The sequence below is a fragment of the Lysinibacillus sp. GW247-5R2A genome (assembly GCF_059424475.1).
On the sequence record NZ_JBWKZL010000010.1, the window covers coordinates 176,675 to 197,559 of the forward strand.

Below are 20,885 nucleotides of genomic sequence, written 5' to 3' on the forward strand. Positions count from 1 at the left end.
AGCATGTCATCTAGGTTCAATAAATAAGCAGAAAGGGATTTGAATATGGAGATAAAAATTTTACTGATAGAAGATGATCCGTCGATATTTAGTATGATTGAAGAACGTTTTGCACAATGGTCATTACAAGTTGTTGGACCTAAAAATTTTCAAAAGGTGATGGATGATTTTATAGAAGTGAAGCCACATCTTGTGCTAATTGATATTCAGCTACCTGCCTTTGATGGCTTTCATTGGTGTCGAGAAATTCGTCATCTCTCCAATGTGCCAATCCTTTTTCTATCCTCGCGAGATCATCCAATGGATATGGTGATGGCCATGCAAATGGGAGCAGATGATTTTATACAAAAACCCTTTCATATGGAAGTATTACTTGCTAAATCACAAGCCATTTTACGAAGAACATATGACTATGTTGAAGCAAAGATGGATGTCACACGCTTTAACGAAGCCGTTATTGACTATGCAAGGAGTGAAATTATGTATGATGGGGCTATAGCTTCCTTAACAAAAAATGAACTCTTTATATTGCGGATTTTAGTGGAACAGGCTAATCATATCGTCTCAAGAGATGAACTAATGAGAAAACTGTGGGATGATGAACGCTTTGTAAACGATAATACGTTATCGGTGAATGTCAACCGTTTACGTGCAAAGTTAGAGGATATTGGCCTACATGAAGTGATTCTAACCAAAAAGGGACTTGGCTATATAGCAGTAACCCAAGGGACGTGAACTATGTTACTATTATTTATAAAAGAGCGCTTTGCATGGATCGGTTTTTTTGCATTTATAATGGTAGTATTAAACGTGCTATTTTCTTTAGATGTTGGTTTAAATAGTGTGTCCATTTGGTATGTAAATGTTAGTTTGCTTGTTAGTTTCGCACTTTTTTTCGTATGGCGCTTTATCGACGAAGTTGGGAAATTAAATGATTTCCTGGGAAATATGGATAGTCATCTTGATGAAGCCCATAAAAGGAGCTTATCCTTATCACCTTTTCAAGAAGTGGGCTTTCGAAAAATGGAGGATGTCTTTCATGAAAAGAATATGGAATTGAATCAGGCCAAAGTGCAGCTCCAAGAGCATTCAGATGAGTTGCTGGCATGGGTTCATGAAGTAAAAGGGCCTTTAACAACTATTAATCTAATGTTAGACCATGTGGAGGATTTATCCACACGTCGAAAATTAGAAAATGAATGGTTAAGACTACATCTGTTAGTTGATCAACAGCTGCACCAAACTAGACTTACTTCTATAGAAAAGGACAATTATTTAACCGAAATTGAGTTGAAACCAATTGTTTATAAAGAGATTCGAGCTATGCAAGCCTGGTGTATAGAAAAGGGAATTGGTTTTGAAGTAGATGAACTGAATGACAAGGTGATGACAGATGGTAAATGGCTAGCATTTATTGTACGGCAAATTCTCTCGAACGCCATAAAATATAGTGCAGCCAATTCAGAGGTAACGATTTTTACTGAACTTGACCCAACAGGTGCGACTTTATTACATATTAAAGATATGGGTATTGGTATACCTTCGGAGGATTTACCTAGAATTTTTCAAAAGTCATATACAGGTAACGTAGGGAGAGAATCTACTCAGTCTACGGGTATGGGTCTTTACTTAGCATATAATGTGGCGCAAAAAATAGGTATCCGTATAAATGTTCAGTCGAATGTAGGTGAGGGTTCATTATTTACGCTACGGTTCCCATTACAAAATGAATATGTCAAACTAACAGGTAGATGACGAAAATGTCACCTACCTTTTTATATTGTCATGTAAAACGCACGAATGAATAGGTGCAACGGGGTACACTTGGAATATAGAGAGGGGCGTTTATAAGTGACAGTGTTAATCGGTCGTAAAATAAAAAAAGTTTATGGAAAGAAATCAACGGCTCAGGAAGTGTTAAAGGGTATTGATTTGGAAGTGAGTAAAGGTGAATTTGTAGGTATTATGGGACCTTCTGGCTCAGGAAAAACAACACTTTTAAATGTCTTATGTTCAATCGACTTTGCAACAGAAGGAGTTATTGAAATAAACGGTCATAATTTACGGGGAATGAAGGAAAAGGCTTTGGCCAACTTCCGTAGAGAGCAATTAGGTTTCATATTTCAAGATTATAATTTATTAGATACATTAACCGTAAAGGAAAATATTCTTCTCCCCTTAGCAATCAGTAAATTGCCTAAAGCAGTTGCTGAAAGCCGTGTAAAAGAGCTAACATCCTTACTAGGCATAACAGAAATTTTAAATAAATATCCCAATGAAATATCTGGAGGGCAAAAACAGCGTACTTCCGCTGCGCGTGCACTTATTACAAATCCATCATTGGTATTTGCAGATGAGCCTACTGGTGCATTAGATTCCAAATCAGCGACAGCATTGCTTCAAAATCTACAAAATATAAATGAGACAAAAGAAGCGACAATCATGATGGTTACGCATGATGCAGTAGCTGCAAGTTTCTGTACACGTGTTTTATTTTTAAAGGATGGTCTTATTTATAGTGAGCTTTATAAAGGGGATAAAACAAGACAGGCTTTTTTCCAGGAAATCATGCATACGCAAAGTGTGCTAGGCGGTGATGGTTATGAGTCTTAGTAAACTAGTGTTAAGAAGCATGAAGAAAAATATGAAGCACTACTATTTATATTTCTTTGCGCTTATTTTTAGCGTTACTTTATATTTTTCCTTTGTCACATTACAAAATAATTCTGCTGTATGGGATGTTGTTCAAATGAGTGGAACGGCGACGGCTGGATTTAAAGCAGCAACTTATATTTTATATTTTATCGTCTTGTTCTTCGTCTTGTACGCCAATCATTTATTTATGAAGCGTCGTAGTAAGGAGATAGGCTTGTACCAATTGATAGGCATGACCAAGGGGTTGATTGTACGCCTGTTAGCAATCGAAAACATTCTACTATTTGTCGGGGCTGTAATTTTAGGAATGCTGGCCGGTTTCTTTAGTTCACGTGTGTTTGCAATGATTTTATTGCGTGTACTTGAGAAAGAAGCTCTTGTAACCATGACATTCAGTACGCAGGCATTACAGCAATCCATGATTGTATTTACTATACTTTTGTTCATTGTCCTTATACAAATGGCCTGGATGATCCATCGCGTTTCTTTACTATCACTATTTACCGCAGCTAAACAAGCAGATGAACGTGTAAGACGTTTTAGTGCATTACAAATGGCCATAGGCTTTATGGGGCTAGTTTTAATTGTTTATGGCTACTATGCTTCAACAAAGTTATTTGATATTGAATCAGCCGGTAACCTATTTATTAATATGATCATTATTCTAGCTACTACAATTGGTGGAACATTTCTGGTCTTTCGATTCTCTGTAGCGTTTATTATGAATACAATTCGCTTAAAGAAAAAAGGGCATCTTTCCATCCAGGATGTATTGGCATTAACGCCTATTATGCATCGTATGAAGAGCAACGCTAAGTCATTAACGCTTATAACCGTATTAACAGGTGTATCTCTAGGCGTGACGACATTATCCTATATCTCCTACTATTCCTCAGAAGCATCGGCATATAGCCAAGTACCAGGTGATTTTATCTTGCTAGAAGAGCAGGGGATGTCTTTCTTACATGCGTTAGAGGAAAATAACATAGTCTACGATAAGGTAGATTATCGTTTGCAAGGAGTAACAGCCTCCGTAGGACAATTAATGTCTAAAAAGCAGCAGGATAATCCTTTATATGAAATGGAAGGAACAATTTATACGATTCCACTTTCTGATTACAAGAAGAGTGTTCCAGAAGCTTCGCTATCAGGGAATGAAGTGATTTTAACAAACTATGGCGGGTATATGGCTGAGATGTTCCCATTAGAGAAAGATCGTGATGTAGTAGTTTCTGCAGGGGAGCTTGAAGAAACTTTTCATGTTGTAGATGTACACGATAAAAGTATTATAAGTGGTATTGTTACAGCTGGAGGTGGCGGGCCCATCTTTGTGATAACAGATGACATGTTTAAAAGTCTAACTACGCAATCAGAGCATTACCCTTGGCATCAACAATCATCTATTACGATTCATTCAAAAGAAGACTTAGTAATGGCAGAGAAATTATATGTACAGACAAATGCCGGGGTGATTATAACTAAAGATCATGAAGATAAAACACAGCAGTATACTCAATCTTCTTATGAAGAGAAACGTAAAGATAATATTGAATCATTAGGTCTCACTATTTTTACAACTGCCTTTTTAGGATTAGCCTTCTTAATGACCACTGGTAGCATTCTGTACTTCAAACAAATGTCTGAGGCAGAGGAAGAGCGTGGTTCCTATACAATCCTCAGAAAAATTGGCTTTGCAGAAAAAGATATTATGAGAGGCATATATATGAAACAGGCCTTTAATTTTGGAGTCCCTTTAATTATTGGCTTATTGCATAGTTATTTTGCTGTTAAATCAGGATGGTTTTTATTTGGTACAGAGTTAACGGCACCCTTGTGGATTGCAATGTGCTGCTATATAGCGTTGTATACGATTTTTGCCATTCTGTCGGTAGGCTATTATAAAAAAGTTGTTCGAGAATCATTGTAACAATTAAATAAGTAAAACTTAGAAACAGTGTGATGCTAAATAATAGATCATACTGTTTTTTTACTGCATCGAACGATGAAAAACCTTGACTTTCAATTATCAGAATAATAATCTTTAACATGTTAGTAATTTAGTGTATGAAAGTGAGTGTAACAATGAATGCAGTAATAGTGGCGGTAGCTGTCATGTTAATATTAAGCCTACTTCGTATCAATGTCGTTCTTTCTTTAGTGTTAGGAGCGTTTGTAGGCGGCCTTACTAGCGGAATGAGCATTGAGGCAACAGTAGAATCATTTACAGAAGGGTTAGGCGCAGGTGCAACGATTGCATTAAGCTATGGCTTACTTGGCGCATTTGCCATCGCCATTGCCAAAACGGGGATACCTGAATTGATGATTACAGGAATGCTAAAGATTTTAAATAGTGAAAGCAATCGCAAAGGTTTAGTGAAGGTCTTAATTTTTTTCCTTATTTTCTTGATGTCCATTTTATCTCAAAATGTCATACCTATTCATATCGCCTTTATCCCACTACTGATTCCTCCTGTTTTAAAAATTTTAAATATGCTAGAGGTTGACCGACGTCTAGTGGCAACTTTAATTGCAGTGGGCTTAATCGGTACGTATAGCTTTGTACCGGCTGGCTTTGGAGCAATCTTTCAAGATATCGTTGCTACACAGGTGTCTGAGGCTGGGATGGTAGTATCCTCACGTGATGTTCCTGTGGCAATGGCGATTCCAGTGCTAGGTATGTTGGTTGGATTATTTACAGCCTTTATTGTATTTCGTAAGCCAAGGCATTATAAAAATAATGAAATAGAGGCTGACTCTCTTCATGTTAATGTCAGCAAATTTGTGATGTTTTCCACAGCTTTTGCATTGGTCGTATCATTATGTGCTCAAGTATTAACAGATTCTATGATTGTTGGTTCCTTTGCAGGTATTATGGTTATGTATTTTACAGGGGCGCTGAAATGGAAAGAGGCAGATGACATTCTATCTGAAGGAATGAAGATGATGGCCTTTATAGGATTTGTTATGATTGCCGCAAATGGCTTTGCTGCGGTCATTAATGCTACTGGACATGTGGATAGCTTAATTACAAGCTCTATAACTATTTTAAAAGGAAATAGAAGTTTAGCGGTATTTATTATGTTAGTCATAGGATTAGTTGTGACAATGGGGATTGGTTCTTCCTTTGCAACAGTGCCAATTATCGCGACGCTATTTGTTCCGCTTGCACAAGGGTTAGGAATGAGCCCATTAGCGATCCTCTGTTTGATAGGTACAGCAGGAGCTTTAGGCGATGCAGGCTCTCCAGCATCAGATTCTACATTAGGACCAACAGCAGGATTAAATGTAGATGGACAACATCATCATATTTGGGACACCTGTGTTCCGACTTTTATATTCATTAACATTCCACTCATACTATTTGGCTGGATTGCATGTGTGTTCTTTCTATAGAAGTAAGAAGGGGTACTACTAATTAAAAAGACTTCATAGTTATTTGAAATGTTCGACATTGTTGCTTGATAACCTTAGGTGTTGCAATATGTAGTGAAATTTTATATACTAATAAACGGCTTAACAAAGCGAAGTAATAGTAGTACTAAGAATATCTGCAACATTTAAAAGAATTTAGCGAAAAGACTTGCTTATTCTTTTTTTATTGTATATAATGTTGAATGTTGGTCTTTGACTGCGATGAAGCGAGAGGTTGCCGACACACCCGGCCGCTTTGCCATGGCGGTGTGTGGGAAAATTTTCGTGGAGAATGTCTAGAAAATAGGCGAGAAGGAGGGAAAATAATGGCAAAACAAAAGATTCGTATTCGTTTAAAAGCGTATGATCACCGTATTTTAGATCAATCTGCTGAGAAAATTGTGGAAACTGCAAAACGTTCAGGTGCAAGTGTATCAGGTCCGATTCCACTTCCAACTGAGAAGTCTGTGTACACAATTCTTCGTGCGGTTCACAAGTACAAAGATTCTCGTGAACAGTTCGAAATGCGTACGCATAAACGTCTGATCGATATCGTTAACCCAACACCACAAACTGTTGATGCGTTAATGAAACTTGATTTACCATCTGGCGTTGATATCGAAATCAAACTTTAATGGTAAAAACAATATAACTTTTTAAAACTTACAGGAGGTGTGACAAATGGCTAAAGGAATCTTAGGTAGAAAAATTGGTATGACACAAGTTTTCGCTGAAAACGGCGATTTAATCCCGGTAACAGTTATCGAAGCTACTCCAAACGTAGTACTTCAAAAGAAAACTGTTGAAACAGACGGCTACGAAGCAATTCAAGTTGGTTTCGAAGATAAGCGCGTTAAGCTTTCTAACAAACCACAGCAAGGTCACGTAGCAAAAGCGAACACTGCTCCTAAGCGCTTCATTCGTGAATTCCGCAACGTGAACGTGGAAGAGTACGAAGTTGGTCAAGAAGTCAAAGTAGAAATTTTCGCAGAAGGCGATGTAATCGATGTAACAGGTGTTACTAAGGGTAAAGGTTTCCAAGGTGTAATTAAACGCCACGGACAATCTCGTGGTCCTATGGCCCACGGTTCTCGTTACCACCGTCGTCCTGGTTCAATGGGTCCAGTTGCTCCGAACCGCGTATTTAAACAAAAGAAATTACCTGGTCAAATGGGTGGCACTGTAGTTACAATCCAAAACTTAGAAGTCGTGAAAGTTGATACAGATCGTAACTTACTACTTGTTAAAGGTAATGTTCCTGGTTCTAAAAAAGCTCTAGTTACAGTAAAAACTGCAATTAAAGCTAAGTAATCACTTAAGGAAAGGAGGAAACAGGAATGACAAAAGTATCTGTACTTAGTCAAACAGGTGCTTCAGTTGGTGAAATCGAATTAAACGATGCGATCTTCGGAATCGAGCCAAATGAAGCAGTATTATTCGACGCAGTAGTAGCTCAACGCGCTTCTCTACGTCAAGGTAATCACAAGGTTAAAAACCGTTCTGAAGTTGCTGGTGGTGGTCGTAAGCCATGGCGTCAAAAAGGAACTGGTCGTGCTCGACAAGGTTCTATCCGTTCTCCACAATGGCGCGGCGGTGGTGTCGTATTCGGTCCTACTCCACGTAGCTATTCTTATAAATTACCTAAAAAAGTTCGTCGCTTAGCTCTTAAATCTGCTTTATCAGCTAAAGTAGTAGAACAAAACTTCTTAGTTCTTGATGCTCTAACTCTAGCAGCACCAAAAACAAAAGAATTCACAAAAATCCTTAAAGATCTTTCTTTAGAGAAAAAATCTTTATTCGTAACTGCTGACCTAGATGAAAACGTAGCATTATCTGCTCGTAACATCCCTGGTGTAACAGTTTTAACTGCAAATGGAATCAACGTTCTTGATCTTTTAGGTCACGAAAAAGTTGTATTCACTAAATCTGCAGTAGAAAAAGTTGAGGAGGTGCTTGGATAATGGAAGCACGTGATATTTTAAAACGTCCAGTCATTACTGAGCGTTCTTCAGAACTTATGGCAGAGAAAAAGTATACTTTCGAAGTAGACACTCGCGCTAACAAAACTCAAGTAAAAGACGCTGTAGAAGAAATCTTTGGTGTAAATGTTGAGAAAGTAAACGTTCTTAACTACAAAGGTAAATTCAAACGCGTTGGCCGTTACGGTGGTTACACTAACAAACGTCGTAAAGCGATTGTTAAATTAACTGCTGATAGCAAAGAAATCGAATTATTCGAAATGTAATCCCTAGTGGATTTATGATTTGAACACTCAAGAAGGAGGGAAAACACAATGGCGATTAAAAAGTATAAACCTACCTCTAATGGTCGTCGTAACATGACGTCATTAGACTTTGCGGAAATTACAACTAACAAGCCTGAGAAATCATTGCTTGAACCAACTAAACGCAAAGCTGGTCGTAACAACCAAGGTAAAATCACTGTTCGTCATCATGGTGGTGGTCATAAGAAGCAATACCGTGTTATCGATTTCAAACGTGTTAAAGATAGCATTCCGGCAAAAGTTGCTACTATTGAATATGATCCAAACCGTTCTGCGAATATCGCATTAATCAATTACGCTGATGGAGCAAAAGCTTACATCTTAGCACCTAAAGGTCTAGAGGTTGGTCAAACAATCGTTTCTGGTCCAGATGCTGATATTAAAGTAGGTAACGCTTTACCATTAGCAAACATTCCAATGGGTACTACAATCCATAACATCGAGTTAAAACCTGGTAAAGGTGGACAATTAGTACGTTCTGCTGGTACTTCTGCTCAAGTACTTGGTCGTGAAGGAAAGTACGTAATCGTTCGTCTTCAATCTGGTGAAGTACGTTTAGTGTTAGCTACTTGCCGTGCTACAATCGGTCAAGTTGGTAATGAACAACACGAACTTGTACACATCGGTAAAGCAGGTCGTAGCCGTTGGTTAGGTAAACGCCCAGAAGTTCGTGGTTCTGTAATGAACCCTAACGATCACCCACACGGTGGTGGTGAAGGACGTTCTCCAATCGGACGTAAATCACCAATGACTCCTTGGGGTAAACCAGCACTTGGTTACAAAACTCGCAAGAAGAAAAACAAATCGGATAAATTTATCATCCGTGGTCGTAAAAAATAAAGTGGTTAAACTACGGTTCTATGTGAGAGCCGTGGTGGAATCACGGAGGGAGGTTCCTACATGGGTCGCAGCTTGAAAAAAGGACCTTTTGTCGATGACCACTTAATGAAAAAAGTGGAAGTACAAGAGGCTTCTGAGAAAAAACAAGTTATCAAAACTTGGTCACGCCGTTCTACAATCTTCCCGAACTTTATCGGTTTAACGATTGCTGTATATGATGGACGTAAACATGTTCCTGTATACGTAACAGAAGATATGGTAGGCCATAAACTTGGTGAGTTCGCACCGACACGTACTTACAAAGGTCACGGTGCAGACGACAAGAAAACAAGACGCTAATTTTGAGAGGAGGTAAATCCTAATGACACAAGCTAAAGCTATCGCTCGTACAGTACGCATTGCTCCTCGCAAAGTACGTCTAGTTGTAGACTTAATCCGAGGCAAGCAAGTTGGTGAGGCAGTTGCAATTTTACGTCATACTCCAAAAGCGGCGTCTCCAGTCGTTGAGAAAGTATTAAAATCTGCAGTTGCTAATGCTGAGCACAACTACGATCTTGACATCAACTCTTTAGTAGTTTCTGAAGTGTTCGTTGATGAAGGTCCAACTTTAAAACGTTTCCGTCCACGTGCGCAAGGACGTGCAAGCGCAATTAACAAACGCACAAGCCACATCACTCTAGTGGTATCTGAGAAGAAGGAGGGTTAATCCGTGGGTCAAAAAGTACATCCAATAGGACTACGCGTTGGTATTATTCGTGACTGGGAGTCAAAATGGTACGCTGAAAAAGACTATGCAACTCTACTTCACGAAGACATCAAAGTGCGTAAATATATTGAAACGGCTCTTAAAGACGCTTCAGTTTCTAAAGTTGAAATTGAACGTGCTGCAAACCGTGTAAACATTACAATTCACACTGCGAAACCAGGTATGGTAATCGGTAAAGGTGGTACTGAAGTTGAAAATCTTCGTAAATACCTTAGCGAGTTAACTGGTAAACGTGTACACATCAACATCATTGAAATTAAACGTGCAGATCTTGACGCTCGTCTAGTAGCTGAAAACATCGCTCGTCAATTAGAAAACCGTGTATCATTCCGTCGTGCGCAAAAGCAAGCGATCCAACGCACAATCCGTGCTGGTGCAAAAGGAATTAAAACACAAGTATCTGGTCGTTTAGGTGGCGCTGATATCGCGCGTGCTGAACACTATAGTGAAGGAACTGTTCCACTTCATACTCTACGTGCTGACATTGATTATGCACACGCAGAAGCTGACACTACTTACGGTAAATTAGGCGTTAAAGTATGGATCTACCGTGGTGAAGTTCTTCCTACGAAGAAATCTGTGGAAGGAGGCAAATAATATGTTATTGCCTAAACGCGTAAAATACCGTCGTGAACACCGCGGAAACATGCGTGGCGAAGCGAAAGGCGGCAAGGAAGTATCTTTCGGCGAATGGGGCTTACAAGCTCAAACAGCTAGCTGGATTACTAACCGTCAAATCGAATCTGCACGTATCGCGATGACTCGTTACATGAAACGTGGCGGTAAAGTTTGGATTAAAATCTTCCCACATAAACCTTACACTAAAAAACCTCTAGAAGTCCGCATGGGTTCTGGTAAAGGTTCTCCTGAAGGTTGGGTAGCAGTAGTAAAACCAGGAAAAATTATGTTCGAAATCGCTGGTGTGTCTGAAGAGATCGCACGTGAAGCACTTCGTTTAGCATCACATAAGCTTCCTGTTAAATGTAAGATCGTAAAACGTCAAGAAACTGGTGGTGAATCTAATGAAAGCTAATGAAATCCGTGACCTTGCCACTTCTGAAATTGAATTAAAAGTGAAATCACTGAAAGAAGAGCTTTTCAACCTTCGCTTCCAATTGGCGACTGGTCAATTAGAAAACACAGCTCGTATTCGTGAAGTGCGTAAAGCAATCGCGCGTATGAAAACTGTTATTCGTGAAAGAGAAATCAGTGCAAATAACTGATAAAGGAGGTTTTCAAGTATGACTGAGCGTAACCAACGCAAAGTTTACACGGGCCGCGTTGTTTCAGATAAAATGGACAAAACTGTTACTGTTTTAGTTGAAACTCACAAAAAGCACAAGCTTTACGGTAAACGTGTAAAATACTCTAAAAAGTTTAAAGCTCATGATGAGCAAAACCAAGCGAAAATCGGTGATATCGTACGTATCATGGAGACTCGCCCGCTATCAGCTACTAAACGTTTCCGTCTAGTTGAAGTTGTAGAAAAAGCGGTTATTATTTAATAACTATTTCGGAACAACCATTTCCGAAGGGAGGTAACCTAAGTGATCCAACAAGAAAGTCGTATGAAAGTTGCTGACAACTCAGGTGCACGTGAAGTTCTTACAATTAAAGTGCTTGGTGGCTCTGGCCGTAAAACTGCTAACATCGGTGATATCGTTGTTTGTACAGTTAAGAAAGCAACACCAGGTGGCGTTGTCAAGAAGGGTGACGTTGTTAAAGCTGTTATCGTTCGTACTAAATCAGGCGTTCGTCGTAAAGACGGTACGTACATCAAATTTGATGAAAATGCTTGTGTAATTATTCGTGATGATAAATCACCACGCGGAACTCGTATTTTCGGACCTGTTGCACGTGAATTACGTGACAGCAACTTCATGAAAATCGTTTCTCTAGCTCCAGAAGTTCTTTAATTTCATGATAGTGCCAATCAAGGAGGTGCGACAGCATGCATGTAAAAAAAGGTGACAAGGTTAAGGTTATCACTGGTAAGGACAAAGGCAAAGAAGGAGTAATCCTAGCTGCTTTCCCTAAACAAGATCGCGTTCTTGTTGAAGGTGTTAATATCGTGAAAAAACACGTTAAACCTAACCAATTGAATCCACAAGGTGGGATTGTAAGCCAAGAGGCTGCAATTCACGTTTCGAACGTAATGCTAATCGATCCTAAATCTGGCGAGCCGACTCGTGTAGGTTATAAAATCGAAAACGGTAAAAAAGTTCGTGTTGCAAAAAAATCAGGTGCAGTAATCGACTAATTAGTAAATAAAAGAAGGGAGGTACACACATGAGCCGCCTAAAAGAAAAGTATTTAAACGAAGTTTCTCCTGCTCTTATGAGCAAATTTGGATATAAATCAGTTATGCAATTGCCGAAAGTTGACAAAATCGTTATCAACATGGGTGTTGGTGATGCTGTTCAAAACTCTAAAGCATTAGATGCAGCTGTAGAAGAATTAACAATTATCACTGGTCAAAAACCAGTAGTAACTAAAGCGAAAAAATCGATCGCTGGTTTCCGTTTACGTGAAGGTATGCCTATCGGTGCTAAAGTTACATTACGCGGTGAGCGTATGTATGAATTCTTGGACAAATTAATCTCAATCTCACTTCCTCGTGTACGTGACTTCCGTGGTGTTTCTAAAAAAGCATTCGATGGTCGCGGTAACTACACTCTAGGTGTTAAAGAGCAATTAATTTTCCCAGAAATCGATTACGATAAAGTTTCAAAAGTACGCGGTATGGACATCGTGATCGTAACGACAGCGAACTCTGACGAAGAAGCTCGCGAGTTATTGACACAATTCGGTATGCCGTTCCAAAAGTAATCAAACAAGGAGGGCGAAAACGTGGCTAAAAAATCTATGATCGTTAAACAACAACGTAAGCAAAAGTTTAAAGTGCAAGAATATACACGTTGTGAACGCTGTGGCCGTCCACACTCTGTATATCGCAAATTTAAACTTTGCCGTATTTGTTTCCGAGAACTTGCATATAAGGGACAAATTCCTGGCGTGAAAAAAGCCAGCTGGTAATCCCCTAATTTGGGAAGGAGGTAAATGTAATGACAATGACTGATCCGATTGCAGATATGCTTACTCGCATTCGTAATGCGAACATGGTTCGTCACGAGAAGTTAGAAGTACCAGCTTCCAACGTGAAAAAAGAAATCGCTGAAATTTTAAAGCGTGAAGGTTTCGTACGTGACGTAGAATACGTGGAAGACAACAAGCAAGGTATTATCCGTATCTTCTTAAAATACGGTAAAGATAACGAGCGTGTTATCACTGGCTTAAAACGTATTTCTAAACCTGGTCTACGTGTATACGCAAAAACAAATGAAGTTCCTAAAGTACTGAACGGTCTTGGTATCGCTTTAGTGTCAACTTCACAAGGTTTATTAACAGATAAAGAAGCTCGCGCTAAACAAGTTGGCGGCGAAGTTCTAGCATACGTTTGGTAATTAGCAATAAATGAATGGAGGTGCAACTAAATGTCTCGTGTAGGTAAAAAAATTATCGAGGTACCAGCTAACGTAACTGTTACTGTTGCAGCTGACAACACTGTTACTGTTAAAGGTCCTAAAGGCGAACTTGTTCGTTCTTTCCACCAAGATATGAAAATTGAGCAAGAAGGTAACGTAGTCTCTGTATCACGTCCTTCTGAATCAAAAGAACACCGCACAAACCACGGTACTACTCGTGCGCTTCTAGCGAACATGGTTACTGGAGTTTCTGCAGGTTTCGAAAAAGCTTTAGAACTTATCGGTGTTGGTTACCGTGCGCAATTACAAGGCAAAAAACTTGTACTTAACGTAGGTTACTCTCACCCAGTAGAGTTCACACCTGAAGATGGTCTTGAAATTGAAGTTCCTTCTAACACAAAAATCATCATTAAAGGTATTAGCAAAGAGCGCGTTGGTGCTCTAGCATCTAACATCCGTGACGTTCGTCCACCAGAGCCATATAAAGGTAAAGGTATCCGTTACGAAGGCGAATACGTTCGTCGTAAAGAAGGTAAAACAGGTAAATAATGCTGCTTAAGCATTAGAAAGGAGTGACCCTTGTGATTACGAAACAGGATAAAAATCAAGTTCGTAAAAAACGTCATGCGCGAGTACGTTCTAAAATTTCGGGTACTGCTGAGCGTCCACGCTTAAACGTATTCCGTTCTAACAAGAACATCTACGCTCAACTTATCGATGACGTAGCAGGCGTAACAATTGTTAGCGCATCTTCTCAAGAAAATGGTTTTGAAGGTTCTGGTAGCAATGTTGAAACTGCATCAAAAATCGGTGAAACAATCGCGAAACGCGCTGCGGAAAAAAATATTACTGCTGTAGTTTTTGACCGTGGTGGTTACTTATATCATGGACGCGTGAAAGCTTTAGCTGAAGCTGCACGTGAGAATGGTTTAGAATTTTAATAAGAAGGAGGGACACATTTCATGAGTCGAATTGACGCAAACAAACTTGGAGAACTTGAAGAACGCGTAGTTACTATTAACCGTGTTGCTAAAGTTGTTAAAGGTGGACGTCGCTTCCGCTTCACAGCACTTGTTGTTGTTGGCGATAGAAACGGTCATGTAGGTTTCGGTACTGGTAAAGCTCAAGAGGTTCCAGATGCTATCCGTAAAGCTGTTGAAGATGCGAAGAAAAACTTAGTAGAAGTGCCACGTGTTGGTGGAACAACTCCACACTTAGTGCTTGGTCGCTTCGGTGCAGGAGAAATCCTAATTAAACCTGCTGCTCCTGGTACAGGGGTTATCGCTGGTGGTCCAGTACGTGCAGTACTTGAACTTGCTGGTATTACTGATATTCTTTCAAAATCACTTGGATCTAACACACCAATCAACATGGTGCGTGCAACTGTTCAAGGTTTAACTGAATTAAAACGCGTAGAGGACGTAGCAAAATTACGTGGTAAATCAGTGGAAGAAATATTAGGATAAGGGGGGAAAGATAATATGGCTAACAAATTAGAAATCACCCTTACTAAATCTGTGATTGGTACTAAACCTGCTCAACGCAAAACTGTTGAAGCTTTAGGTTTACGTAAATTACACCAAACTGTAGAGAAAGCTGATAACGCAGCTACTCGCGGTATGCTTGATAAAGTAGCTCACTTAGTTACTGTAAAAGAAATTTAATTTCTAATTAATGAACAAGGAGGTGCCACCCACTATGAAACTGCATGAGTTAAAACCAGCAGAAGGTTCTCGTAAGCAACGCAACCGCGTTGGTCGTGGTATCGGTTCTGGTAACGGTAAAACAGCAGGTAAAGGTCATAAAGGTCAAAACGCTCGTTCTGGTGGCGGTGTACGCCCAGGCTTTGAAGGCGGTCAAAACCCATTATTCCGTCGTTTACCAAAACGTGGCTTTACGAACATTAACCGTAAAGAATACGCGATCGTTAACCTTGATGCTTTAAACCGTTTCGAAGACGGTGCAGAGGTAACAACTGCATTATTACTTGAAACTGGTCTTGTGAGTAATGAAAAAGCTGGAATTAAAGTTCTTGGCAACGGAACTCTTAACAAAAAGCTTACTGTAAAAGCTCATAAATTCTCAGCTTCAGCTAAAGAAGCAATCGAGAATGCCGGCGGAACTACTGAGGTGATTTAATGTTTCAGACAATCTCTAACTTTATGCGTGTTCGAGATATAAGAAATAAAATCATTTTCACACTTTTAATGTTAATCGTTTTCCGTATTGGAACATTCATTCCAGTGCCTAACGTTGACGCAAATGTATTAAAGGCAACTGATGAGTTTAACCTCGTTGGTTTCCTGAATACTTTTGGCGGTGGTGCTTTAAAGAACTTCTCTATCTTCGCGATGGGAATTATGCCTTACATCACAGCCTCAATTATTGTTCAATTATTGCAAATGGACGTAGTACCGAAGTTTGCTGAATGGGCAAAGCAAGGTGAAGTCGGAAGACGTAAACTTGCACAATTTACTCGCTACTTTACTATTATTCTTGCTTTCATTCAATCATTCGCAATGTCATTCGGTTTTAATAGAATGTATGGCGGATCTTTGATTAAAGAAGAAGGGATTCTAACATATGTTACAATCGCCATTGTATTGACAGCGGGGACAGCTTTCCTTGTATGGCTTGCAGAGCAAATTACTGCACATGGTGTTGGTAATGGTATATCTGTTGTAATCTTCGCAGGTATCGTCGCAGCATTGCCTACAGGAATGAATCAAATCTTTGCACAGCAAATCGAGGGTGCTGGTGATAAATTATTTATCAATATTGTAGTCCTTGCATTGCTTGTATTGGTTTTACTCGCAGTTGTAGTTGGAGTTATATACGTGCAACAAGCACTTCGTAAAATTCCAATTCAATATGCAAAACGAGTTACTGGACGTAATCAACAAACTGGTGGTCAACAAACACATTTACCTTTAAAAGTAAATGCTGCAGGGGTTATTCCGGTAATCTTTTCAGTAGCGTTTATTGTTACACCACGTACGTTAGCTACGTTCTTTGGTCAAAATGACGTAACAACTTTCATTGAAAACACGTTTGATTATACAAAACCTGTTGGAATGATTATTTACGTTGCATTGATCGTCGCGTTCACATATTTCTATGCATTCGTACAAGTGAATCCTGAAAATGTGGCAGACAACTTGAAAAAACAAGGTGCTTATATTCCGGGTATTCGTCCTGGTGAAAACACTCAAGCGTATTTAACAAGCGTGTTATATCGTCTAACATTTGTTGGTGCGATATTCTTAACTGTTATTGCTGTAATGCCGATTTTATTCATTAACTTTATGAATTTACCTGCCTCAGTGCAAATCGGTGGTACTAGTATTATTATCGTAGTCGGCGTAGCGCTCGAAACGATGAAACAGCTAGAATCTCAACTTGTTAAACGTCACTACAAAGGCTTTATGAAATAATGTTGGTTTTTAGGGAACGTTCCATCGTTTCCTTAAATCAGCAAACCTTTGGTGGGAGGAATATTTCCTAATGAATATCGTTTTAATGGGTCTGCCAGGTGCTGGTAAAGGTACTCAGGCAGATAAAATTGTTGAGAAGTACGCGATTCCTCATATTTCTACAGGCGATATGTTCCGTGCTGCTATTAAAGAAGGTACAGAACTTGGCTTACAAGCTAAGTCGTTTATGGATCAAGGTGCTCTAGTACCGGATGAAGTAACGATTGGTATTGTTCGTGAGCGACTGGCTAAACCTGATTGTGAAAAGGGCTTCCTATTAGATGGTTTCCCACGTACTGTTCCTCAAGCTGAAGCTTTAGATAGCATTCTTGCTGATCTTGGTAAGGCAATTGAACATACATTAAACATTCAAGTTGAAAAGGATGAGTTAATTGCTCGTCTTTCAGGTCGACGCATTTGTAAAACTTGTGGCGCATCCTATCATTTAGTTTTCAATCCTCCAGCTGAGGAAGGAAAATGTGATAAAGATGGTGGCGAGCTTTACACACGTGCCGATGATAATCCTGAAACGGTTGCGAACCGTCTGGAAGTTAATATGAAACAAGCACAACCTTTACTTGATTTCTATCAATCAAAAGGTGTGTTAACTAATATAGATGGACAGCAAGATATAAACAAAGTGTTTGCTGATCTTGATGCTCTTTTACAGGGCAGCCGCAGCTGATACCCGGCTCCGGGCGCAGAATACTGCTTCCGCGGGAGGCATGCGGGAGCAACAACGAAACATAATTTTTTGAGAGTTGCAAAAGCATATTGTGCCCGGTATATATTTCTTCTAAAAAGTGCAACATAGCTTTTGGAGGAGTATAATGGGTTTCGTGGAAGCATCTGTGTAACGGGTATGAATATCTCATCAAAGACATTCCGGTATTCGTGTAAACATGGGAGTTACAGTGCCCTCATAGGTTCTGGATATTCCGTGGATTGTGTGAAGCGAAACCAGACGAGCGTCTTTCAAACATCTCTCATACAATCCAAACATATGTTGAAACGAGGTTGCTTCTATAGTTGCAGCAGATATCCGTTTGATGTAACGATGAGAACTTTAATTTGCATATAGAGAGGAGACAGAGTAGATGGCGAAAGATGATGTAATTGAAGTCGAAGGGACAGTTGTTGAGACTTTGCCAAACGCGATGTTTAAGGTAGAATTAGAAAATGGACATGTGATTCTAGCACACGTATCTGGTAAGATTCGTATGCACTTTATCCGTATTCTACCTGGAGATAAGGTTACTATCGAGTTATCTCCTTATGATTTAACTCGCGGTCGTATCACATACCGTTTTAAATAATCTTTTGCGCTCCGGACTACTAAGGAGGTTAGGTTAGATGAAAGTGAGACCATCTGTGAAACCGATCTGCGAAAAATGTAAAGTCATTCGCCGACGCGGTAAAGTAATGGTAATCTGTGAAAATCCTAAACATAAACAAAAACAAGGTTAATTCTAAAGGAGGTGCACAACGTACATGGCACGTATTTCTGGTGTTGATATTCCTCGCGACAAACGCGTGGTAATTTCATTAACGTACATTTTCGGTATTGGTAAAACTACAGCTCAGAAAGTACTAGCTGGCGCAGGTATTTCAGAAGATACACGCGTACGCGACTTAACTGAAGATGAGTTAAACAAAATCCGTGAACAATTAGATTCTTACAAACTTGAAGGTGACTTACGTCGCGAAACTTCATTAAATATTAAACGTCTGATGGAAATCGGTTCATTCCGTGGTATCCGTCACCGTCGTGGCTTACCTGTTCGTGGCCAAAATACGAAGAACAATGCGCGTACGCGTAAAGGTCCTCGTAAAACTGTAGCGAACAAGAAAAAATAATTGGTAAAGGAGGTTCCTTCTTAACATGGCTCGTAAACAACAAACTCGTAAACGTCGTGTGAAAAAGAATATCGAATCTGGTATCGCACACATTCGTTCTACATTTAACAATACAATCGTAACGATTACAGATATGCAAGGTAACGCTGTATCTTGGTCAAGTGCTGGTGCTCTTGGTTTCCGTGGTTCACGTAAATCTACACCATTCGCTGCTCAAATGGCTGCAGAAACTGCTGCTAAAACATCCCTTGAACATGGTCTGAAAACGTTGGAAGTAACTGTTAAAGGTCCTGGTGCTGGTCGTGAAGCTGCAATTCGTGCACTTCAAGCTGCTGGTTTAGAAGTAACTGCTATTAAAGACGTTACTCCAGTTCCTCATAATGGTTGCCGTCCGCCAAAACGTCGTCGCGTGTAATGGGTGCGTCTCATATTGTATGAGAACATCATTTTTTGTACAGACTGTCTTGTGCAGATAATAAACGATACGTCATTGACGATCGAATCTATGATGGAAAGAACCTATACATTCGATGTTTTGAAGGAGGGTAAATAAAATGATCGAAATTGAAAAACCAAAGATTGAAACGGTGGAGATCAGCGAAGATTCCAAGTATGGAAAGTTTGTTGTAGAACCGCTTGAACGCGGATATGGAAACACTTTGGGTAATTCTTTACGTCGTATCCTTCTGTCTTCATTACCAGGAGCTGCTGTCACGTCCATTCAAATTGATGGCGTTCTTCACGAATTCTCAACTGTAGAAGGCGTAGTAGAAGATGTAGCTTCAATCATTTTGAACGTGAAAAAACTAGCTCTTAAAATCTACTCTGACGAAGAAAAAGTTATTGAGATTGATGTAAAAGGCGATGGTACAGTTACGGCTGCTGACATTACACATGACAGTGATGTAGAAATTTTAAACCCTGATCTATATATTGCAACAATCGCTAAAAACGGTCATTTACGTATGCGTATGTACGCACAACGCGGCCGTGGTTACACTCCTGCTGATCAAAACAAACGTGAGGATCTTCCTATCGGCGTGATCCCGATCGACTCTATTTACACTCCAGTATCACGCGTCAATTTCCAAGTGGAAAATACTCGTGTAGGTCAGTCTTCTGACTACGATAAACTTTCTCTTGATGTGTGGACAGATGGCAGCATCGGTCCGAAAGAGGCGATTTCGCTCGGAGCAAAAATTTTAACCGAGCATCTTAACATCTTCGTTGGCATGACAGATGAGGCACAAACTGCTGAAATCATGGTCGAAAAAGAAGAAGATCAAAAAGAAAAAGTTTTAGAGATGACTATCGAAGAACTTGATCTTTCTGTTCGTTCTTATAACTGCTTAAAACGCGCTGGTATTAACACAGTACTAGAACTTGCGAATAAGTCAGAAGACGACATGATGAAAGTTCGTAACCTTGGACGTAAGTCACTAGAAGAAGTAAAAGCGAAGTTAGAAGAGCTTGGTTTAGGATTACGCAAAGAAGACTAAGCGATTTAAACAAAACTAACAAGGTCAGATTTTTTTCTATAAAGGAGGGAAACATCCATGGGTTACAGAAAACTTGGTCGTACAAGTTCTCAACGTAAAGCGATGTTACGTGACTTAGCTACTGATTTAATCATCAACGAGCGTATCGAAACTACTGAGGCTCGCGCTAAAGAAGTACGTAAAGCTGTTGAAAAAATGATTACTTTAGGTAAGCGCGGAGATTTACATGCACGCCGTCAAGCTGCTGCATTCATCCGTCGTGAACTAGTAACAACGACTGATGCAGAAGGTAACGAATCAACATCATTTGCACTTCAAAAGTTATTTGATGATGTTGCACCACGTTATGCGGAGCGTCAAGGTGGTTACACTCGTATTCTTAAAGTAGGTCCTCGTCGTGGTGACGGTGCACCTGTAGTTGTGATTGAACTAGTTTAATCATAAGAGAAAACTTGTGGTGAAGAGGGTGGGAATCACCACCCTCTTTCTTTATAAACGATTTATACGACAAATAATTAAGCTGAGCGTTATGATGAGCGGACACTAAGGTGTGGCGTCTCGTTTAGCTCTCCGCACCTCATTCAGGAGAGATAAGGGCTTGAGCACCCTTATTTC

34 protein-coding genes and 1 pseudogene are annotated in these 20,885 nt (G+C 39.7%); all 35 read left to right on the forward strand.

The window, feature by feature from the left end:
- The first annotated feature begins 45 nt into the window (after positions 1-45).
- The 35 genes and pseudogenes from AC07YC_RS16265 (at position 46) to rplQ (ending at position 20,708) form a co-directional block, all read left to right on the forward strand.
- Positions 46-735, forward strand: a complete 690-nt coding sequence (locus tag AC07YC_RS16265; protein WP_494919881.1) for a response regulator transcription factor — start codon at positions 46-48, stop codon at positions 733-735.
- Positions 736-738: 3 nt separating this feature from the next.
- Complete coding sequence (locus AC07YC_RS16270; RefSeq protein WP_336636347.1) at positions 739-1,755, forward strand: sensor histidine kinase; 1,017 nt, start codon at positions 739-741, stop codon at positions 1,753-1,755.
- A gap of 96 nt (positions 1,756-1,851) precedes the next feature.
- Positions 1,852-2,613, forward strand: coding sequence for an ABC transporter ATP-binding protein (locus tag AC07YC_RS16275; protein ID WP_025116444.1), 762 nt, complete (start codon positions 1,852-1,854; stop codon positions 2,611-2,613).
- Complete coding sequence (locus AC07YC_RS16280) at positions 2,603-4,582, forward strand: FtsX-like permease family protein (RefSeq protein ID WP_494919882.1); 1,980 nt, start codon at positions 2,603-2,605, stop codon at positions 4,580-4,582. Before AC07YC_RS16275 ends, AC07YC_RS16280 begins: the two co-directional genes overlap by 11 nt.
- A gap of 155 nt (positions 4,583-4,737) precedes the next feature.
- A complete protein-coding gene (locus tag AC07YC_RS16285) occupies positions 4,738-6,048 on the forward strand; it encodes a Na+/H+ antiporter family protein (protein WP_494919883.1) in 1,311 nt (436 codons plus the stop codon).
- A gap of 344 nt (positions 6,049-6,392) precedes the next feature.
- A complete protein-coding gene (gene rpsJ, locus AC07YC_RS16290; protein WP_004233624.1) occupies positions 6,393-6,701 on the forward strand; it encodes a 30S ribosomal protein S10 in 309 nt (102 codons plus the stop codon).
- 46 nt (positions 6,702-6,747) lie between these two features.
- Positions 6,748-7,377 carry a 50S ribosomal protein L3 gene (gene rplC, locus AC07YC_RS16295; RefSeq protein WP_036121600.1) on the forward strand — a complete coding sequence of 210 codons (630 nt, stop codon included), beginning with the start codon at positions 6,748-6,750 and terminating at the stop codon, positions 7,375-7,377.
- Positions 7,378-7,403: 26 nt separating this feature from the next.
- Complete coding sequence (gene rplD, locus AC07YC_RS16300) at positions 7,404-8,027, forward strand: 50S ribosomal protein L4 (protein ID WP_025116440.1); 624 nt, start codon at positions 7,404-7,406, stop codon at positions 8,025-8,027.
- Positions 8,027-8,311, forward strand: a complete 285-nt coding sequence (rplW, locus tag AC07YC_RS16305; protein ID WP_008181914.1) for a 50S ribosomal protein L23 — start codon at positions 8,027-8,029, stop codon at positions 8,309-8,311. Before rplD ends, rplW begins: the two co-directional genes overlap by 1 nt.
- A gap of 48 nt (positions 8,312-8,359) precedes the next feature.
- Positions 8,360-9,190: a 50S ribosomal protein L2 gene (rplB, locus tag AC07YC_RS16310; RefSeq protein ID WP_008181913.1), complete on the forward strand. Its 831-nt coding sequence runs from the start codon at positions 8,360-8,362 to the stop codon at positions 9,188-9,190.
- A 60-nt stretch (positions 9,191-9,250) separates the two neighbouring features.
- Positions 9,251-9,529, forward strand: a complete 279-nt coding sequence (gene rpsS / locus AC07YC_RS16315; protein ID WP_008181911.1) for a 30S ribosomal protein S19 — start codon at positions 9,251-9,253, stop codon at positions 9,527-9,529.
- 22 nt (positions 9,530-9,551) lie between these two features.
- Positions 9,552-9,896, forward strand: coding sequence for a 50S ribosomal protein L22 (gene rplV, locus AC07YC_RS16320; RefSeq protein WP_004233639.1), 345 nt, complete (start codon positions 9,552-9,554; stop codon positions 9,894-9,896).
- Between the two features lie 3 nt (positions 9,897-9,899).
- On the forward strand, positions 9,900-10,553 hold the full coding sequence (gene rpsC / locus AC07YC_RS16325) for a 30S ribosomal protein S3 (protein ID WP_025116438.1): 654 nt from the start codon (positions 9,900-9,902) through the stop codon (positions 10,551-10,553).
- A 1-nt stretch (position 10,554) separates the two neighbouring features.
- Positions 10,555-10,989: a 50S ribosomal protein L16 gene (gene rplP / locus AC07YC_RS16330; RefSeq protein WP_025116437.1), complete on the forward strand. Its 435-nt coding sequence runs from the start codon at positions 10,555-10,557 to the stop codon at positions 10,987-10,989.
- Complete coding sequence (gene rpmC, locus AC07YC_RS16335; protein WP_004233646.1) at positions 10,979-11,179, forward strand: 50S ribosomal protein L29; 201 nt, start codon at positions 10,979-10,981, stop codon at positions 11,177-11,179. The genes rplP and rpmC overlap by 11 nt, the downstream gene beginning before the upstream one ends.
- Before the next feature lie 18 nt (positions 11,180-11,197).
- Positions 11,198-11,461 (forward strand): 30S ribosomal protein S17, encoded by a 264-nt coding sequence (gene rpsQ, locus AC07YC_RS16340; protein ID WP_008181723.1) that lies wholly within the window; start codon positions 11,198-11,200, stop codon positions 11,459-11,461.
- 42 nt (positions 11,462-11,503) lie between these two features.
- Complete coding sequence (gene rplN / locus AC07YC_RS16345; protein ID WP_004233650.1) at positions 11,504-11,872, forward strand: 50S ribosomal protein L14; 369 nt, start codon at positions 11,504-11,506, stop codon at positions 11,870-11,872.
- A 35-nt stretch (positions 11,873-11,907) separates the two neighbouring features.
- Positions 11,908-12,216 (forward strand): 50S ribosomal protein L24, encoded by a 309-nt coding sequence (gene rplX / locus AC07YC_RS16350; protein WP_004233652.1) that lies wholly within the window; start codon positions 11,908-11,910, stop codon positions 12,214-12,216.
- 29 nt (positions 12,217-12,245) lie between these two features.
- A complete protein-coding gene (gene rplE, locus AC07YC_RS16355; RefSeq protein ID WP_008181719.1) occupies positions 12,246-12,785 on the forward strand; it encodes a 50S ribosomal protein L5 in 540 nt (179 codons plus the stop codon).
- A 21-nt stretch (positions 12,786-12,806) separates the two neighbouring features.
- The gene (locus AC07YC_RS16360) at positions 12,807-12,992 is read left to right on the forward strand and encodes a type Z 30S ribosomal protein S14 (protein WP_004233656.1); all 186 of its coding nucleotides are present in this window, start codon (positions 12,807-12,809) and stop codon (positions 12,990-12,992) included.
- A 29-nt stretch (positions 12,993-13,021) separates the two neighbouring features.
- On the forward strand, positions 13,022-13,420 hold the full coding sequence (gene rpsH / locus AC07YC_RS16365) for a 30S ribosomal protein S8 (RefSeq protein ID WP_008181717.1): 399 nt from the start codon (positions 13,022-13,024) through the stop codon (positions 13,418-13,420).
- Between the two features lie 30 nt (positions 13,421-13,450).
- On the forward strand, positions 13,451-13,990 hold the full coding sequence (gene rplF, locus AC07YC_RS16370) for a 50S ribosomal protein L6 (RefSeq protein WP_336636351.1): 540 nt from the start codon (positions 13,451-13,453) through the stop codon (positions 13,988-13,990).
- Positions 13,991-14,022: 32 nt separating this feature from the next.
- Positions 14,023-14,382 carry a 50S ribosomal protein L18 gene (gene rplR, locus AC07YC_RS16375; protein ID WP_494919884.1) on the forward strand — a complete coding sequence of 120 codons (360 nt, stop codon included), beginning with the start codon at positions 14,023-14,025 and terminating at the stop codon, positions 14,380-14,382.
- Between the two features lie 21 nt (positions 14,383-14,403).
- On the forward strand, positions 14,404-14,907 hold the full coding sequence (rpsE, locus tag AC07YC_RS16380; RefSeq protein WP_008181711.1) for a 30S ribosomal protein S5: 504 nt from the start codon (positions 14,404-14,406) through the stop codon (positions 14,905-14,907).
- Between the two features lie 15 nt (positions 14,908-14,922).
- Positions 14,923-15,105 carry a 50S ribosomal protein L30 gene (gene rpmD, locus AC07YC_RS16385; protein ID WP_004233668.1) on the forward strand — a complete coding sequence of 61 codons (183 nt, stop codon included), beginning with the start codon at positions 14,923-14,925 and terminating at the stop codon, positions 15,103-15,105.
- Between the two features lie 34 nt (positions 15,106-15,139).
- Positions 15,140-15,580 carry a 50S ribosomal protein L15 gene (rplO, locus tag AC07YC_RS16390; RefSeq protein ID WP_008181708.1) on the forward strand — a complete coding sequence of 147 codons (441 nt, stop codon included), beginning with the start codon at positions 15,140-15,142 and terminating at the stop codon, positions 15,578-15,580.
- The gene (gene secY / locus AC07YC_RS16395) at positions 15,580-16,875 is read left to right on the forward strand and encodes a preprotein translocase subunit SecY (RefSeq protein WP_008181706.1); all 1,296 of its coding nucleotides are present in this window, start codon (positions 15,580-15,582) and stop codon (positions 16,873-16,875) included. The genes rplO and secY overlap by 1 nt, the downstream gene beginning before the upstream one ends.
- Before the next feature lie 70 nt (positions 16,876-16,945).
- On the forward strand, positions 16,946-17,599 hold the full coding sequence (locus AC07YC_RS16400; RefSeq protein ID WP_336636353.1) for an adenylate kinase: 654 nt from the start codon (positions 16,946-16,948) through the stop codon (positions 17,597-17,599).
- 248 nt (positions 17,600-17,847) lie between these two features.
- Positions 17,848-17,925 (forward strand): annotated as a pseudogene (locus AC07YC_RS16405) (type I methionyl aminopeptidase); the annotation flags it as partial.
- A gap of 86 nt (positions 17,926-18,011) precedes the next feature.
- Positions 18,012-18,230, forward strand: coding sequence for a translation initiation factor IF-1 (infA, locus tag AC07YC_RS16410; protein ID WP_004233690.1), 219 nt, complete (start codon positions 18,012-18,014; stop codon positions 18,228-18,230).
- Between the two features lie 37 nt (positions 18,231-18,267).
- Complete coding sequence (gene rpmJ / locus AC07YC_RS16415) at positions 18,268-18,381, forward strand: 50S ribosomal protein L36 (RefSeq protein ID WP_000868344.1); 114 nt, start codon at positions 18,268-18,270, stop codon at positions 18,379-18,381.
- A 24-nt stretch (positions 18,382-18,405) separates the two neighbouring features.
- Positions 18,406-18,771 (forward strand): 30S ribosomal protein S13, encoded by a 366-nt coding sequence (rpsM, locus tag AC07YC_RS16420; protein ID WP_336636354.1) that lies wholly within the window; start codon positions 18,406-18,408, stop codon positions 18,769-18,771.
- Positions 18,772-18,796: 25 nt separating this feature from the next.
- A complete protein-coding gene (gene rpsK / locus AC07YC_RS16425) occupies positions 18,797-19,186 on the forward strand; it encodes a 30S ribosomal protein S11 (RefSeq protein WP_004233731.1) in 390 nt (129 codons plus the stop codon).
- Positions 19,187-19,325: 139 nt separating this feature from the next.
- Positions 19,326-20,270 carry a DNA-directed RNA polymerase subunit alpha gene (locus AC07YC_RS16430; protein ID WP_004233733.1) on the forward strand — a complete coding sequence of 315 codons (945 nt, stop codon included), beginning with the start codon at positions 19,326-19,328 and terminating at the stop codon, positions 20,268-20,270.
- A 57-nt stretch (positions 20,271-20,327) separates the two neighbouring features.
- On the forward strand, positions 20,328-20,708 hold the full coding sequence (gene rplQ / locus AC07YC_RS16435) for a 50S ribosomal protein L17 (protein WP_008181938.1): 381 nt from the start codon (positions 20,328-20,330) through the stop codon (positions 20,706-20,708).
- Positions 20,709-20,885: the final 177 nt, after the last annotated feature.

Excerpts from the sequence above, each read along its gene's own strand:
- AC07YC_RS16265 (WP_494919881.1), top strand. The coding sequence starts at position 46 with ATGGAGATAAAAATTTTACTGATAGAAGATGATCCGTCGATATTTAGT.
- AC07YC_RS16270 (WP_336636347.1), top strand. The coding sequence starts at position 739 with ATGTTACTATTATTTATAAAAGAGCGCTTTGCATGGATCGGTTTTTTT.
- AC07YC_RS16280 (WP_494919882.1), top strand. The coding sequence starts at position 2,603 with ATGAGTCTTAGTAAACTAGTGTTAAGAAGCATGAAGAAAAATATGAAG.
- AC07YC_RS16285 (WP_494919883.1), top strand. The coding sequence starts at position 4,738 with ATGAATGCAGTAATAGTGGCGGTAGCTGTCATGTTAATATTAAGCCTA.
- rpsJ (WP_004233624.1), top strand. The coding sequence starts at position 6,393 with ATGGCAAAACAAAAGATTCGTATTCGTTTAAAAGCGTATGATCACCGT.
- rplC (WP_036121600.1), top strand. The coding sequence starts at position 6,748 with ATGGCTAAAGGAATCTTAGGTAGAAAAATTGGTATGACACAAGTTTTC.
- rplD (WP_025116440.1), top strand. The coding sequence starts at position 7,404 with ATGACAAAAGTATCTGTACTTAGTCAAACAGGTGCTTCAGTTGGTGAA.
- rplW (WP_008181914.1), top strand. The coding sequence starts at position 8,027 with ATGGAAGCACGTGATATTTTAAAACGTCCAGTCATTACTGAGCGTTCT.
- rplB (WP_008181913.1), top strand. The coding sequence starts at position 8,360 with ATGGCGATTAAAAAGTATAAACCTACCTCTAATGGTCGTCGTAACATG.
- rpsS (WP_008181911.1), top strand. The coding sequence starts at position 9,251 with ATGGGTCGCAGCTTGAAAAAAGGACCTTTTGTCGATGACCACTTAATG.
- rplV (WP_004233639.1), top strand. The coding sequence starts at position 9,552 with ATGACACAAGCTAAAGCTATCGCTCGTACAGTACGCATTGCTCCTCGC.
- rplP (WP_025116437.1), top strand. The coding sequence starts at position 10,555 with ATGTTATTGCCTAAACGCGTAAAATACCGTCGTGAACACCGCGGAAAC.
- rpmC (WP_004233646.1), top strand. The coding sequence starts at position 10,979 with ATGAAAGCTAATGAAATCCGTGACCTTGCCACTTCTGAAATTGAATTA.
- rpsQ (WP_008181723.1), top strand. The coding sequence starts at position 11,198 with ATGACTGAGCGTAACCAACGCAAAGTTTACACGGGCCGCGTTGTTTCA.
- rplX (WP_004233652.1), top strand. The coding sequence starts at position 11,908 with ATGCATGTAAAAAAAGGTGACAAGGTTAAGGTTATCACTGGTAAGGAC.
- rplE (WP_008181719.1), top strand. The coding sequence starts at position 12,246 with ATGAGCCGCCTAAAAGAAAAGTATTTAAACGAAGTTTCTCCTGCTCTT.
- rpsH (WP_008181717.1), top strand. The coding sequence starts at position 13,022 with ATGACAATGACTGATCCGATTGCAGATATGCTTACTCGCATTCGTAAT.
- rplF (WP_336636351.1), top strand. The coding sequence starts at position 13,451 with ATGTCTCGTGTAGGTAAAAAAATTATCGAGGTACCAGCTAACGTAACT.
- rpsE (WP_008181711.1), top strand. The coding sequence starts at position 14,404 with ATGAGTCGAATTGACGCAAACAAACTTGGAGAACTTGAAGAACGCGTA.
- rpmD (WP_004233668.1), top strand. The coding sequence starts at position 14,923 with ATGGCTAACAAATTAGAAATCACCCTTACTAAATCTGTGATTGGTACT.
- rplO (WP_008181708.1), top strand. The coding sequence starts at position 15,140 with ATGAAACTGCATGAGTTAAAACCAGCAGAAGGTTCTCGTAAGCAACGC.
- secY (WP_008181706.1), top strand. The coding sequence starts at position 15,580 with ATGTTTCAGACAATCTCTAACTTTATGCGTGTTCGAGATATAAGAAAT.
- AC07YC_RS16400 (WP_336636353.1), top strand. The coding sequence starts at position 16,946 with ATGAATATCGTTTTAATGGGTCTGCCAGGTGCTGGTAAAGGTACTCAG.
- infA (WP_004233690.1), top strand. The coding sequence starts at position 18,012 with ATGGCGAAAGATGATGTAATTGAAGTCGAAGGGACAGTTGTTGAGACT.
- rpmJ (WP_000868344.1), top strand. The coding sequence starts at position 18,268 with ATGAAAGTGAGACCATCTGTGAAACCGATCTGCGAAAAATGTAAAGTC.
- rpsM (WP_336636354.1), top strand. The coding sequence starts at position 18,406 with ATGGCACGTATTTCTGGTGTTGATATTCCTCGCGACAAACGCGTGGTA.
- rpsK (WP_004233731.1), top strand. The coding sequence starts at position 18,797 with ATGGCTCGTAAACAACAAACTCGTAAACGTCGTGTGAAAAAGAATATC.
- AC07YC_RS16430 (WP_004233733.1), top strand. The coding sequence starts at position 19,326 with ATGATCGAAATTGAAAAACCAAAGATTGAAACGGTGGAGATCAGCGAA.
- rplQ (WP_008181938.1), top strand. The coding sequence starts at position 20,328 with ATGGGTTACAGAAAACTTGGTCGTACAAGTTCTCAACGTAAAGCGATG.